Origin of the sequence: Exiguobacterium sp. BG5(2022) (genome assembly GCF_031844365.1) — a bacterium.
In the GTDB taxonomy this organism is placed as follows: Bacteria; Bacillota; Bacilli; order Exiguobacteriales; family Exiguobacteriaceae; genus Exiguobacterium; species Exiguobacterium profundum.
In genome coordinates, this window is sequence record NZ_JAUZVB010000001.1 from 1,536,782 (window position 1) to 1,552,326 (window position 15,545).

Here is a 15,545-nt window from a genome sequence, read left to right on the forward strand (position 1 = left end):
TATGGTCCCTTTCTCCCTTAAGACTTGCTCCGCTTAGCGGAACGTCACATAGAGATCATCAAATCGTACAGTGGTCGGTTCAAGCGTTTCTACGATGTATTTGTAGGACATCTTGAAATACTTGGCATCTTCCATCTGTTTGACGACTTCTACAACGGGGTTCACCCCTGGGTTCAATGTGAGCATGAAACGCTTATTCGATAAACGTTCTTCGTCTGAATACTGCATGACGTACAATTCTAGTCGGATGGCGCGGTCGCCTTCGACATAAACGGATGTGTTGACTTCCATCTCTTCCCCTTCATCCATCTTGGCATCAGCCAAAAAGATTTTCGATGGGGGAATTTCAAATTTCAAGTCAAATAGTTGAACATAAATCGAGTCCTTTAGCGATTGAGGTAAAAAAGTGACCTCTGTCTTGTATTCCTCTTCGCGCATCGACATATGATTTTTATGTGGTCCACGCGGATAGTAATGGTAAATCGCCGGACGAATTCGCTTCGTTGACATGCAAGCACCTCCGAATCATTAGGATAATGATACAGAAAAGAGTTGCTGTGCCGGGCACAAAACAACTCTATTCGTTTTCATTTAGTTGGCAAGGATGGCATCGACGATTCGACGTGACGCCTCACCATCACCGTACGGGTTCGATGCTTGTGACATCGCTTTGTATGCCGTTTCGTCAGACAAGAGCTCATCCGCGAGTGAGAAGATGTTCTCTTCTTCGATCCCTGCGAGTTTGAGTGTTCCTGCAGCTACACCTTCTGGACGTTCTGTCGTGTCACGAAGGACGAGGACAGGTACACCGAGAGATGGTGCTTCTTCTTGTACGCCACCTGAATCCGTTAAGATCAAGTGCGAAGTCGCCGCATAGTTATGGAAGTCGAAGACGTCGAGCGGTTCAATCAAGTGGACGCGTTCGACATCGTGAAGAATCTCGTTAGCGAGTTCACGAACGACCGGGTTCATGTGGACCGGATACACGACTTCAATGTCATCATACTTCTCGATCAAGCGACGGACCGCACGGAACATGTTACGCATCGGCTCACCCAAGTTCTCACGACGGTGTGCCGTCAACATGACGAGACGACGACCTTGTGAACGGATGCTGTCGAGCAATTCGCTCGCATAGTCGTCACGGACTGTCGTTTTGAGTGCGTCGATTGCCGTGTTCCCTGTGACGAAGATCATCTCTTCGTTCTTGCCTTCACGAAGGAGGTTGTCACGCGACGTTTCCGTCGGTGCGAAATGAAGGTCAGCCATGACACCCGTCAATTGGCGGTTCATCTCTTCCGGGAATGGTGAATATTTATTGTGTGTGCGCAAGCCAGCCTCAACGTGACCGACTGCGACTTGGTTGTAGAAGGCTGCGAGTGATGCCGCGAATGTCGTCGTTGTGTCCCCGTGGACCAACACGATGTCTGGTTTCGTTTCAGCGATAACTTCGCCCATCCCTTTCAATACGCGTGATGTGACATCGTAAAGCGTCTGCTTGTCCTTCATGATGTCGAGGTCATAGTCCGGTTTGATTTCGAACAACTCGAGCACTTGGTCAAGCATTTGACGGTGCTGCGCTGTCACGACGACAATCGGTTCTACCCCTTCACGTTTTTTCAACTCAAGTACGAGTGGTGCCATTTTGATGGCTTCTGGTCGCGTCCCAAAGACGGTCATGACTTTTTTCATAGGTCGTTTCGCACGGTCTGACTTCGCCGTGCTTCCTCCTCCCAATTGCTCACGCTTCGTTCGATACAGCGACCGACGAATGGCGTGTTTGTAGTTGTTCTTCTGTCAAAGGCGGTAAGATGTATGTCTCTCCGAGCTCTGTCGCATCGACGACCGTCGTACGACGTTTGAGCTTGTCGGCTTTAAACGAGTCTTGTTGCTCTTTAGACAAGTTGCGGAACCATTTCAAAAACTTGTTGTACTCCCGAACGACTTCATCGACTGGTCCATATTCGCGCACTTCTCCGAACTCGAGCCAAAGGCCGAGCGTACAGAATTGGCGAACTTGTGAGACCGAGTGACTGATGAAGAAAATCGTCTTCCCACGCTCTTTGAACTCGTTCATCTTGGCGAGACACTTGTCGGTGAACGTTTGGTCCCCGACCGAGAGCGCCTCATCGATGACGAGAATGTCCGGGTCGACGTTGATCGAGATGGCGAATCCGAGACGGGACTTCATCCCGCTCGAGTACGTCTTGACCGGCTGATTGATAAAGTCACCGATATCGGCGAACTCAATGATGGCCGGTGTCAAATCGATAATCTCTTGTTTCGTCATCCCGAGCATCAACCCTTTGAGCTCGATGTTCTCGAGCCCAGTCAAGTTGCCGTTCAAACCAGAAGAGATCGCAATCAACGCCGTCTTTCCGTGAAGTTCGATTTTCCCGTGAGTCGGCGGCATGACGTCAGCCAACAAGTTCGACATCGTCGACTTCCCTGACCCGTTAATGCCGATAATCCCGACCACTTCCCCGGGTGGAACTTCAAACGTGACATTGCGAAGTGCGTAAAACTGTTTGCCCCCTGCTTTACTGAAGAAGATCTCTTTCAGCTTATCAGATTGCTTGTTATAAAGCGTATATCGTTTCGATACGTTTTCAAATTTAACCTGGTACATAAGGTCCTCCTCAAATGTAATCGATGAAGTGTCGACGGAAACGCAAATGAATCATCGACCCGACGAAGAAGAGAACGAAGACGATGGCCCAGTAATAGAGACCGTAAGCCCAGTTAGTCGCCAACCAGTCGGTTCCGAGGAACATCGACCGATATCCTTCGACTAAATAATAGAGCGGATTGATTTGTAGGATATTCGCGAGCTTCGCCGGCGGCACCCAAAAAATCGGTGTCAAATACATCAACATCCGCATCATCGACTGAAGAAGGTTTTGAAGATCGCGCACGATTGTCGTGAGCGCGGACGTAATCAAGGCGAGCGAGTACAGTAGTGCAAGCGCACTGAACGCCAAGTAGATAAACCAGAGCGAATGTAGCCCCATCGGGAATCCGAATGCCCACATCAAGATAAACGAGACACCGACTAACGCCACGTGGCGATAGAAGAGTGCGAGCAAGACGTATGCCGGAATCGTCGAGATTGGGAAGCTCATTTTGGAGACCATGCCGATTTTCGAATAGACGGACCGGGCCGTCGAGGTGATCGCTGAGGCAATAAAGAACCAGACGACAATCCCTGCGACCAACCATGGCAGAAACGGCACGCCATCAATCGGCCTGCCGCTTCGAATACCAAATCCAAATACGAACCAGTAAACTCCAATCTGCAATAACGGTGTCACGAACTCCCATAAAAATCCGAGGTACTGCATCGAGTTGTTGCTTCGCGTCTCATACGTGGCGAGACGGAAAATCAAGTACAAGCTCGACTTTAGCTCTGAAAGAATAGCTTTCGCGGATTTAAACATGTTCATTCACCTGAATCAAAGAACGAGATTCGTTTCCTTTGTATATTTGTAGAGGTTGCCGTAGTTGACGACCGCTACGTCTTCACCTTCTGGTTTCACGATGTTACGTGTGTCGAAGATCATCGGACGACGCATTGATGACTTGAGCTCTGCAAAGTCGAGGACTTTGAACTCATTGTGGTCAACCAATACGAGGACGAGGTCTGCGTCTTTGAGTGCTTCTTCTTTTGAAACGAGCTCAAAACGGCTTGATGTTGATTTTTCAACGTGTGAATCGTGAACAGAGATGTTCACACCACGGTCAAGCAAGATTTCAGCGATTTCAACCGCTGGGCTTTCACGCATGTCGTCGACGTTTCCTTTGTATGTCACACCAAAGACAGCGACTTTCGCGTCTTCGATTCCAGCAGTCAACTTCTGAACGTTGTCTGCAACGTAGTGTGGCATCGAGACGTTCGTCTCACGTGACAAGTTGATGATTTTCGCGAGGTCAGGTGATTTCGCGACGATGAAGTACGGGTCGACCGCGAGACAGTGTCCACCGACACCTGGTCCTGGGCTATGCAAGTTGACACGTGGGTGCTTGTTCGCCATCTCGATGACGTCAAGAACGTTGATGTCTAAGTCGTTACATACTTTTGCAAGTTCGTTCGCGAGTGCGATGTTGACGTCACGGAACGTGTTTTCCATGAGTTTCGACATTTCTGCCGTCTTCGCATCTGTTTTCACGATTTCACCTTCAACGAATGTACCGTAGACGCGTGCGCCTGCTTCTGCACATTCTGTCGTGATCCCACCGACGATACGGTTGTTGTGCACGAGCTCATGAAGGATTTGTCCAGGCAACACGCGCTCTGGGCAGTGTACGAGATAGATGTCTTCACCGACAGTGAATCCAGCTTCTTCGACGAGTGGTTTGACGAAGTCGTCCATCGTACGTGGTGCGATTGTCGACTCAACGATGATGACGTTGCCTTTTTCAACGAATGGCAACACTTTGCGTGTCGCATCCAAGACGTACGTCAAGTCACATGATTTGTGCTCGTCGTCGTTGTTCGGTGTTGGGACCGCGATGATGAAGGCATCTGCTTTCTCTGGAGAGAGTGATGCACGGAACTTCCCTTTTGCCACGACGTCTGCGACCATTTCGCCGAGACCTGGCTCTTCAATGTGGATCTCTCCACGGTTCAATTTATCAACAACATGTTGTGAGATATCGACTCCGACGACGTCGACGCCATAGTTCGCAAAGACAGCCGATGTCGGTAATCCGATATATCCAAGACCTACTGTACATACTTTCATTGTGTGGTAACCTCCAAATGTTTTGACGCGCTTTTTAAATAGCGCATTGTCCATCATTTTATTTCACATTCGATAATAAAACAATACTCATTATACTCTTGAACAATTCTTTGGTGCAATTACATTTTCATGACAATGTCGTCGCAAATTGTTCGTGTGTTTTGCCTGAAATGATTTGTTCCATCTCTCGATAGAGACGATCGAGCGCGAAATGTTTACGGGCATACGCCTGATAGGCTTTTGCGTCCGTCTTCAGCTTCTCGGTATCTTCTTTATAAGAGAGGATCGTATCGACAAATTTCGACGTATCCGTGACGAGTAGTTCGTCTGGGTAAATTGTTTCCGCACCCGTCCAGTGGCGGATGAGCGGGTATGACCCTGCTGCCATCGCTTCGGCCGGTGCGAGATGGAAACTTTCCAAGTCACTCGTCGAGAAGACGAATCCGATCGATTGGAGCCACGTATCGACGTCATTGCCGTGACCATCGAAGTGGACGTGGTCGCGAAGTTCTGACTCCTCGATGCGTTTCAGTAGCGCCTCATAGTACGCGCTCTCCTCTTCGCGCTTCCCGATCCAATAGACGTCTTTTGGATGGTGTCCTTTGAAGTGGAGATGGTACCGCTTGTCCGTCTTCAGCAGCTCTTCGAGGACGTCGAGCGCGAGGTCCGGACGCTTCAGTTTCGGGTTCATGCCGATCATACCGAGACGGAACGTCAAATCGTCTGCCTGTTTCGGTTTGTCGAGCTTGTCCGCGTCGACGGCGTTGTAGATGACCGTCATCTGGTGACGCGGGATTCCGAACAGACGATGCATCTCTTCTAACATATACGGTGAGACGAGGATGATACGGTCGATGTTGTCGAGCGCATATTCCCGTGGAAATGGTGTTTCTTTCTCCTGACGATGAATCCGGACGATGAGGCGTTGATGCGGCAACTTATGTTGCGAGTACCAGACGGCGTTGCCGAGGCCCCATTCACAGAAAATGACGTCTGCTTGTGCGAGACATGCCTTGCTGTGATTCACATCATGAATCTTGTGTCCGTCCCACTGGTCGATGAGGACCCGGTAGCTCGGGTCGGCCTCGAAACGTTCCATGAACATACGGATGAATTTCAAGTCGTGACCGGCGAAGAGGATCGTCGTCTTCTGCATCTCCCAAATCGCGTCACGGAGACGTTCGAACGTGCTGGCGAACGTATAATTCTTCGCCATGTTGTAGAGCCGTTCCGCCGCATCCTTATAGATGGCTGGATGCGTGAAGGCGAGTTCAACCTTTTCGATGAATTCGTCTTCCGAATTGACGAAGAGCGGGTAGCTCGACCCGAGCAACATCTCGTGCATCTTGTTGCGGTTAAGGAGGACCGGCTTCCCGAGCGCCCCATATTCGAGGAGCTTCGTCGACAACTCGAGGCTGTCGTCAAGGTCCGGGTGACGCCACGAGATGCCGATGTCACTCTCTTCGATGAGCGTCTCGACGTCCGCACGCGGGATACCTTTCAACCAGTGGACCCCTTCGTCCGTTTGAAGGCGATGCGTCACTTCTTTACGGAAGTTTGGGTTGTTCGGGTCTTGGTTGAACTTGTCTCCTGCCACTTTCAATTCGACGTCCGGCATCCGGACTCGTACTTTCTCGAGTGCGTCGAGAATTTCAGCCGAGTACCAGAGTGGCGCGAATTTTCCTGTATAGACGAGACGTTTCGCCTGACGTTTGAACGTCGGCGTCGCCTCACGCATGTTCGGGATCATCGGGTTCAAGATGAGGAACGGCTTCGGCGTCTGTAAAAACGTCTCGAAGTACGCCTTCATCTCCGCCGTCTGACAGAGCATGCGAGCCGAACGGTCCGCAATCTTCTTCAAACGTGCCAACTCCTCCTGTGACGCGGCCGATGAATCATGCGTGAAATCTGTGAGATAAGTCCACGTCTTTTTCATCGTATGTTCATAATCGGAGAGCGCATAAGCGAGCTGGAACCCACGGATGAACGTCATGTCATACTGTTTCGTCTCGACGAGCTCGTGGATGAGTTGGGCCGCCTCTTCCGGCTGGAGCACCTTCTTCTCATAGTACGGCTCGTCTTTCTTCGTCGAGTTTTCCGTGAAGACGTCGATGAAATTGACGCGGTCGAGCTGTTTGATCGACGCCGTCACTTCCGGTTTCACGATCGAGCGCTTCAAGAGCACGTCGACCTCAATGTTCGGGTCCTGGTTCAACATATGCACGACCGACGTGAGCCAGATGGCCGATCCGTCGATCAAGTTCAAATTGACGTCCCCGTATACGAGGATTCGGAGCGGTTGCTTCGTCATAATGTTACCTCCTGAAGGTCCGCTTCATCCATGGCGGCACCGGCTTTCACATATTGATACGGGTCGACACTGAAGATGCGTTTGCCAGAACGAGCAAGCTCGTTCAAGCTCTCATCCGCTTCAAAGATGTGGAGTGCCTCCTCCACCGTATAGAAACGGAGTGCCGACGGCTGCACGATCGAGCGGGACGGTGTCGCATCAAACACATAACGATACGATTCGTCATGGTCCTGTTTGACGAGCTGACCGTCATACGTATAGTAGTCCTCTTTCGTCAGAACGTCCGCTTCTGCGTAGCGTGCCGCGAGCAGATAATCGCTCAAGTAGTTCGGACCGTAATAATCGTCCGACTTCAAGTGGGCGACCCAATCGTACGATTCGACCATCTCCGTGAACGAGGTATAGTGCGTCAAGTAGCTACGCATATACGTCGAGATCGACGGCGTGTTGTACGTGTTGTATACATCGATGTGATCCTCGAACTTATCGAGGAACATCATGAGATGTTTATGCTCATAACGTTGCGCCTCGAACTGAGCGACGACGCGTTCTGCCTCTTCGCGCGACTTGATGAAGGCGACGACGGCAATCTTCTCGTGGTCGACACGGTACGGGATGCCGACGTCTTGGACGATTTTCGCGAGACGTTGCGTATACGTGTGATACGTCAACACGTGACGCATACCACGCATCGCGATGTCCTCATAGAATGAGTCATCTGTCATCAAACGGCGGAACGTTTCATCCAAGTCGGATTCTCCGTCATCAAGAAAGACGTAATCACCAAGCATGGCATCAACCCCGACCGAGCGTGTGCTGACGACCGGTGTGGCGCAAGCGAGCCCTTCGAAGACGCGACGTGAGAACATCGTCGGTGAATCGTTGACCGAGTTGACATTCAACATGACTTTATACCCTTTATATGCCTTGGCAATCTGGTTGTATTTCAAACTGCCGCGAATCGAGTGACGGAACTGTTCCGGGAATTGAAGTTGGTCGCTCTCCCCGCGTTGGTTGATCGCATAGTTGCGGTCGTAAATCGCAAGACCATACTTGTCTGCCGCCGCGAACAGTCTGTCCATGTCAGCTTTACGCGATTCGTGGCGGTTCGCATAATACGAACCGGCGAAACACGCATACGGCTCACGAGTCCCTGGTAAGCGAATCGGGTTATGTTCTTTCGGCTGTGCCGCGAACGGTAACGCATCGACACGGTCATGACCACAATCTTCTTTATAGTTCGGAACGCGGTTCATGTCGGTCGTATACACATAGTCGAATCGCTTCGCCGTCTCAATGAAACGGTCGTAGTGAATTGGGTCTTCTTTGTTCCAAAAGACGGTCGGGATGTTGTGATAACGGCACCAAGCGAGAAGCGCGTCGAGCTCTTCCCATGTGTTCGTGCCATATTTGACGATTTTCTTCTCCCATGCACCGGCGTTCCCTTTCCACGCCGATTCGACGACGAGGACGTCCGGTTGCTCATCGAGGAGCACCGTCTTCCAGTTGTCCGGTGTGAACGTGATGAGCTGACACTCTGGTTTGTAGGATGCCATCGTAAACTCATCGAAGATGGCCGCGACCTTCAGTTCGTGTAGTTCACGTGGGATTGGTGCGAAGAAGCGAGCCTCGCGCACGTCCATCCATGTCGGGTTTTCTGTACCATCGCTGACGAGTTCTTCAGCGACACGGATGCGGTCGACCCGAGCCTCTCCGACACCGTCGACACGGAGGGCGAAACGAAGGAAGCGGATGCCACGGTCAAAGTAGAAGACTTTCTCGCTTCCGATTTGAACCTGTTGCATAATCTGACGCTCCGTCGCCGAGTAGGCAATGATGTAGAGGACAACATTCGCCCCTTCATCGGCTACACCATCGAGCGTGACACGGTAACGACTGTTCGCCTTCACTTCATACGGGAACTCTGTCGGGAGCAGTTTGAAGCTGTTGTTCATCTCTGCATACGAGATGTAGCGGCGCTGATCGTCCTCGCCTTTCAACTGGACGACGAGTTGGTCATCTCGACTCTTCAATTTGATGAGGTCGGGTGCCGGGATCGTCCACATGTCCGGTTTGAGGGACAAGACGTCTTCACGGCGGACACTCTTTTCGCGAATCATGCCGATATTCAAGTTCTCAAGCTGTCCTGACCCGTTCACGCGGATGAAATAGCGGATGGAACGGTGTGACGGTGCGATGCGGACGATACCGCTCAGTCCGAGTGGCACTTCAATCAAACGATCCTGCCCAGACACCGTATACGTCGCGATGAATAGCGAGGCGTCCGCTGTACCCGTGCGGTCCCCTTTCAAATAGAAACGATACAAGTCATCGTCCATATCACCCGTCTCAAAATCGATGCCACGTTCTGTATCGACGTGTGGTAGCGCGATCTCATCGACGCCATAGTGCGTGTATTGGTTCCCTTCAGCACGGACGACGAGCGTGTCTCCGTCGAAGTGAGCAATCTCACTCTGTGGTTTGAGAGAACGGAGTGACGACGACGTAAGCGGATAACGGAAATCAAAAGCATCAAGTGATACGTTCGCAGCCGTCCCTTCGACTGTCCAAAGCGACAGCTTGCCGAGCATGAGCTCGACGAGGCTGAACGCTCCTGCCCCGTTGACTTCAAGATGAGCCCGGACGATTTGTTCACCCATGCCGAGCGTCACATCGACCTGATCGCCGTCCTGTACCGTCACGTAACGAGTACGTCCACCTTTACGCACGACTTCTAACGTCAACGTTGGCATCAGACCTTCGCGCGATTTGACACGCATCATAGCCGTGAACGTCTTTTGACCTGATTCGACGAGGTCGTTCACCGAGATGATATCTGAACTCGCGTTCGGTCGGTACGTGACGGTGACCGGCTCGTCCCCAGAGAAGACAAGGTCCGTCCCTTCAACGTGTACGTAAGGTGAGCGTGTATACCAGTTCGGTACGAGTTCACGTAGTTGATGCGATTTGTTCGGGCGTTTGTTCAACACTTTACGACCGAGTCGCTTCGACCGTTGTACCCCAAGGTAAGCGGCGCGACGTGCTTTTTTCTGCCAATCCATCCTCATATCCTCCAAATCATCGAGTCTTTCGAGCTCGATTCTTTATTTGCGAATGCGTCGTGCAACCGCCTGTGCCTTCAAAATCGCTTTTCCGGCTTTCGATTGCACAAGACGACGATACTTCTGATTCAACACATCATATTTACGTTTCAAGTCACTGAGCGCTTGCTCTTTCTTCTCGAACGTCTTCACGGTCCATTCAAACGTGTACAGAAGATCTCCATACTTTTGAACGAGTCGTCGATGCTTTTGACGTAATAGACGTTCATCATGTTTCAAATGACGAATCTCTTCTTCCTGCAGTTTGATTCGTTGTTTCAACAATCCGATTTCTTTTTCAAATTCGTTGCTCATGCTCTCACCTCACAAGTATGCGTCAAAGTAGAGACGCTTCAATTCTTCTGTTTGTCCTGATTCATATAAGTCGACGAATTGTTTTACAATCGGCGTCTCTAATTCCATCGGACGATACTGTTCGATGATTTCATAAAGCATACCGGCATTGTCGACAAACTCTTCCGGTTTGCTTCGGCGTAAGAAGACCAAGTACCACATCGAGAAGAAGCGTTCGAATCGTGTGGAACGGTATTGATCGAGTACACCTTCCCGGGCGAATGCTTTTGCCCGTGCCGTTTCCCGAATGACACACTTCGTAAAGTACTTCTTCGTGATCGTGTTGACTGTCGAACCGGCGACAGCCGCGTAATAATCATGAATCGTCAAGTCGAGAAGAGCGACGCGTCCTGCGCTGAGGAACATCTCTTGGAAGAAGAGCGAGTCTTGCCCGACCGCACCGATGACCTGTTTCAAATCGTGCTTCTGGATGAAGTCTTTTTTGATGACCATCGTCTGGATACTCTGTACCTTGAAGTTGTGCTCGAGCAAGTACGCTCTCGGGTCTTCGATGATGCGAACACCATCTTTTTCAAGGCCGTCTAGCTCAATCATGGCCTCACGGTTCGCAAGCTTCAACATACTTCCGACTGCGAGGTCAAGCGCGTCATTCTCTTTCATGATACGGAATAGTTCCGCATAGCCGTCGTTGACCGCTTCATTGTCCGGGTCAAGGAAAGCGATGTACGGTGTCGTTGCCAATTCGACGCCTTTGTTTCGCGGACGCGACGCACTGCCGCTGCCTCCGTCGTTGAATGAGTACGTGTAGACGTTCGGATACTTCCGCACGAGGCGTTCGATATAGCCGATCGTCTCTTGGTCCGTCGAACCGTCGTCGACGAGCCAAATCTCCATGTCTTCAAACATCGAGCTACGGCGAAGACTAGAGAAACATTTGTTGTAGAGATAACGACCGTTGTTATAAATCGGGACGATCATTGAAAGCGCATAGTCGCCCGGTTCGTTCGGGACGAGCACGTCATCTGCCGCGAGCAGTTCGAAATGATCGATGGCATAGCCTTGTCCCTCGATACGCTGGTCGTCCCGAAGCGTCTCAAGCGACAGGTGGCTTGCCGCAAACATCGTTAACGCGACGTCATCGTATCCCTCTACGAATTCATGTACAACGTCCTGCCCTTTCGTCACGAAAGCGACGTCCGTGTATTTGAAGGCGTTGACCATATCCTCTACATAATAGTCGAGGTAGTGATAACGGTCGTCAAATACCGTCACGAAGTCGGCTGTACGTAAATCGACTTCTTGTAAATCCGCTTCTGCGACAAAACGTTTATGCGGATAAGATTGGCGCTCGAACTGCTCACGGGTCGCCGTCACGTCGCCGCGACCGATGACGAGGACGTCACGACGGACTTCGTGGTGAATGCCGAGAACGAATAACATTTCGTTGAAACGATCATAAATTGTATGGTTCGAGAAGATGGTGCGGACACCAGATAGCTGATGCTCGAGACGCTCTTCGTCTGTATCGAACATTTCTAAAATCCCTTGTGCATCCAATGCGCTCGTCGCGATGAATACGTTCGGGAAGTCGTTGTTGACGGCCACGTTGTAGTTCGTCAAGACGAGTTGTCCCCGTGCCTGTGCCTCATAGATGGCTTGCGCACTCATCGTCGGACTGTTTTTCACTTCATTGACGTGAAGAATCCAGTTCGAGGTTTCTTTCAACGCCTCGATCTCCTCTTGGTCCCCATGGACGAGGACATCTTGAAGTGATTTCGGTGCGAACGACACCTTCGATTCATCCGCTTCGCGAATTACATAAAGAGACTTATTCGCATCACGAACACCTTGTGCGAGTGTCTCCAAGTCTTTTGCAAAACGTTGTACCGGGAAACGGTTCGTGACGACGACCGAATCCGACTGAACACGCGTCATCCCGATTGGATTGAAGCGAAGTGGGTCGATTCCCGGACGGATGACAAAAACGCGCTCATGTCCGGCTTCTTCGATATAATCCGTCACACGCTCCTCGTTTGCCGTAAAGATATAGTCACACTGTGCGGCGAGTGAGGAGAAACGATCGTAGTGATTCGTATCGAGAGTAGTTTCAAACACGACACGAACATCAATTTGTTTAGCTTTGCGAATCAAATTCTCCAACCAGTGACGGGAGTGCGAACGCGGTGAGCCCATGTGGTGGAATGCGGTCGTCTCATCTTCCACTAGCGCGGCCGAGATGAGAAGGAAATCAATCTTTTCGATTTCAGCCAGCTCTAAGAAGCCCGTCACATTCTCAAATAAATGGACATGACAAAGCCGCTCTAACTCTTTCGCTCGTTTAACAGGACCGACGAATGCCACTTGTACGTCCGCCTTCTCATAAAAATTGCTCCCATTCGATGCGATACGAGTCACATCTTGTTTCGGGAGTCGCGCTCGAGCTGATTCGAGTTCCGTTTTTAAGGTAGCTTGCTGTTCTTCAAACAATTTATCGTCAAGACGCGGGCGTTGTGCCTGTCTCGACAATGAAGGAAGGTCCTCAAGGGTGATCAAGTCATCTCCGTTCAATGCTTCTCTCCGGTCGACCCGTTCTTTTTCTTCTTTCAACCACGCAATGTGCGCTTGCACATCGCGCAGCGTCGCTTTTACATCCATACGTCCGCTCCACCTTTTTTAAGTAATCAGTATTTCTTCATCTTATCGTATCTTAACAGAGTTATATGTCGGTCGCAATTTGATGACAAATGTACACGCCTGAGTTTCCTATAAAAAGACGGACCCATTCCTGGATCCGTCCGAAAGTAACCAATGATTGTCTTATTCAGCTGCGTTGACGTCGACGATACGTCCTTCAACAGCAGGTGTGACTTCTTCGCCGAGGCTGATCAAGTGATCGCGGAAGTTTTCCCAGTCGATGAGACCGAGGTCATTGACGCGACCGTCTTTGAATGCCGTTTCAAACTCAACATAGTTGTCTCCACCTTGCGCTGTGAAGAAGTTCGTTGCGACTTTGTAGCTCGTCGCGTCTTCGACATCGACAAACTCTGTGCCGTTGTTGTACTGCAAGCTAACGATGCGCTCGCCAGCCGGTTTTGAGCTGTCGAACAATACTTTGAATCCAGATACGTGGAGGAATCCACCGTTCTCGATTGGGTAAATGCCAACGCTACGCTCGAAAGCAGCTTTTAATTCGCTACCTTTCAAGTCCATGATGGCAAGCGTGTTTCCGAATGGAAGTGTCGTCAACACTTCACCTGTCGTGACAGGACCTGCATCGATTGATGCACGGATTCCACCACCGTTTTGAACAGCACCGATGACAGCAGAATCATACTCTTTCGCTTTCGTGAGCATACCGTCTGTAATCAAGTTACCGAGGGCTGTTTCATTTTTACGGACACTCGGTGCTGTTTCGTCACCTTTGTCACGTGGGTTATCGAGTGGAGCTGTGAGCGAGACACCGATTGGGTCTTGGCTGATTGTATCCACGACATCTTTGAATGGTGCGAGCAACTCGACCGCGTATGGATCTGGTTGAAGTGTTTTCACGTCAATCAAGCTACCTGCATGTTTGATGACTTTTCCATCCTTGTCGAACTCGACATCAACCGTTCCGAGGAAATTGCTGTATTGGTCCGCTTGAACGATGACCGTTGGCTCTGTTTTTCCTTCTGTGATGAGGACCGGAGCGCTCAAACGAGTATGCGTGTGGCCACCGACGATGATGTCGATCCCATCTACGTTTTCAGCAAGCAACAAGTCGTTGTCGAACGCCGGGTTGTCGTTATACCCAAGGTGTGAGACAGCTACGATTTGATCGACGCCCATCTCTTTGAACGCGTCGACTGCTTTTTGTGCTTCTGCGATGTAGTTTTGGAATTCAATTGGGCCTGGGCTAGCGATGGATGCCGTCTCTTCTGTTGTCAAACCGAAGAATCCGACCTTCTCGCCATCCACTACTTTGATGACTCCTTCATAAAGACGACCGTTGTACGCTTTTTGCGAAACTTCGTCACGGTAGAGGCTCTTCATGTATTGGTCATTTGCATAGTTGACGTTCGAGCTGACGAACGGGAAGTTCGCATAACGGACGAAATCAGCAAGTTCTTTGTGTCCTTGCTCCGTACCGAGATCGAATTCGTGGTTACCCGGCACCATCAAATCGTATTTCATGTAGTTCATGAGTTTGAGGTCAGCTTGACCTTTGAACTCGTTGAAGTAAAGCGATCCTGAGAAGACGTCCCCTGCGTCGATCAAGAGGCTGTCTGGCTTCTCTGCACGGATTTGCTTGATGGCTGTCGCACGTTTCGGTGCGAGATCGAGCGCGGCGTGCGTGTCGTTCGTGTGCATGATCGAGAGCTTGTATCCTTCTACTGTATAAGGAACTTCAAGTGTGATCGTTTTACCACGGTTTGTATATGTAGCCGTCGCGACGAATTCGCCGACTTCACTCGTGTCGATTTTGCTCCAACGTACTGCTTTTTCATACGTCCCACTTGCGAATTTCACTTGTTGCTTCACGATGCCAAGTGCCGGTTTCCCTTGTTTGAACACGAGTGGCTCGCTCGGTGGTAAAATCGCAATCGGGTGATCGAGGACGCGGACGCGTTTCTCAATGTACTTCCCTTTGCCTTTGACGATTCCCTTAGCTGTTTGGAATGTACCTAATTTCTCCAAGTTGACGCTCGATTTATACCAATGGATCGGCGCGCCCTCATATGTAGCATCGAGTGCAGCATCCAAGTCCCCTGCGTACACATACGCTGATTTCGCTTTGACGACTGGTGCTTTCGACGCAGCTTCTGTGACAACAGCCGGTGCGAGCGATGCAGTCGATACGGCCGCTACAGCGAGTGCTGTATACAACTTACGAGATGATTTCTTTGTCATGTCCAATTCCCCTTTCAGATTTGCGAAGAGGACACACAAGAGAAAGCGCTTACATCATTCGACTTTTTACTTACCACGATTACCCCAAAGTCGTCCGTTTTTCCCTTATATGTACAAATCGCTCTAGTTCTAACGTAACGGAAACGCGTCCAATAAACAATCACAAATTGAAGATTTTTAAGGTTT

Annotated in this window: 10 protein-coding genes; all 10 read right to left on the reverse strand. The window is 50.4% G+C overall.

Annotated elements, in window-relative coordinates; all coding sequences use genetic code 11:
- Positions 1-33: 33 nt before the first annotated feature.
- The 10 genes from Q9R25_RS07900 to Q9R25_RS07945 all read right to left on the reverse strand — a co-directional run bounded on the left by Q9R25_RS07900 (position 34) and on the right by Q9R25_RS07945 (position 15,359).
- A complete protein-coding gene (locus tag Q9R25_RS07900) occupies positions 34-510 on the reverse strand; it encodes a hypothetical protein (RefSeq protein ID WP_196431112.1) in 477 nt (158 codons plus the stop codon).
- Positions 511-591: 81 nt separating this feature from the next.
- Positions 592-1,692 carry a non-hydrolyzing UDP-N-acetylglucosamine 2-epimerase gene (wecB, locus tag Q9R25_RS07905; protein WP_012727108.1) on the reverse strand — a complete coding sequence of 367 codons (1,101 nt, stop codon included), beginning with the start codon at positions 1,690-1,692 and terminating at the stop codon, positions 592-594.
- Between the two features lie 49 nt (positions 1,693-1,741).
- Positions 1,742-2,629 carry a teichoic acids export ABC transporter ATP-binding subunit TagH gene (tagH, locus tag Q9R25_RS07910; protein ID WP_311282983.1) on the reverse strand — a complete coding sequence of 296 codons (888 nt, stop codon included), beginning with the start codon at positions 2,627-2,629 and terminating at the stop codon, positions 1,742-1,744.
- Positions 2,630-2,639: 10 nt separating this feature from the next.
- Positions 2,640-3,437 carry an ABC transporter permease gene (locus tag Q9R25_RS07915; protein WP_012727110.1) on the reverse strand — a complete coding sequence of 266 codons (798 nt, stop codon included), beginning with the start codon at positions 3,435-3,437 and terminating at the stop codon, positions 2,640-2,642.
- A 15-nt stretch (positions 3,438-3,452) separates the two neighbouring features.
- Positions 3,453-4,742, reverse strand: coding sequence for a nucleotide sugar dehydrogenase (locus tag Q9R25_RS07920; RefSeq protein WP_074036038.1), 1,290 nt, complete (start codon positions 4,740-4,742; stop codon positions 3,453-3,455).
- 127 nt (positions 4,743-4,869) lie between these two features.
- Positions 4,870-7,053 carry a glycosyltransferase gene (locus Q9R25_RS07925; RefSeq protein WP_311282985.1) on the reverse strand — a complete coding sequence of 728 codons (2,184 nt, stop codon included), beginning with the start codon at positions 7,051-7,053 and terminating at the stop codon, positions 4,870-4,872.
- The gene (locus tag Q9R25_RS07930; protein ID WP_311282986.1) at positions 7,050-10,115 is read right to left on the reverse strand and encodes a CgeB family protein; all 3,066 of its coding nucleotides are present in this window, start codon (positions 10,113-10,115) and stop codon (positions 7,050-7,052) included. Before Q9R25_RS07930 ends, Q9R25_RS07925 begins: the two co-directional genes overlap by 4 nt.
- 42 nt (positions 10,116-10,157) lie before the next feature.
- Complete coding sequence (locus Q9R25_RS07935) at positions 10,158-10,469, reverse strand: hypothetical protein (RefSeq protein ID WP_074036034.1); 312 nt, start codon at positions 10,467-10,469, stop codon at positions 10,158-10,160.
- Between the two features lie 9 nt (positions 10,470-10,478).
- Complete coding sequence (locus Q9R25_RS07940) at positions 10,479-13,124, reverse strand: glycosyltransferase (protein ID WP_311282987.1); 2,646 nt, start codon at positions 13,122-13,124, stop codon at positions 10,479-10,481.
- A gap of 162 nt (positions 13,125-13,286) precedes the next feature.
- Positions 13,287-15,359, reverse strand: coding sequence for a bifunctional metallophosphatase/5'-nucleotidase (locus tag Q9R25_RS07945; protein WP_311282988.1), 2,073 nt, complete (start codon positions 15,357-15,359; stop codon positions 13,287-13,289).
- Positions 15,360-15,545 lie beyond the last annotated feature (186 nt).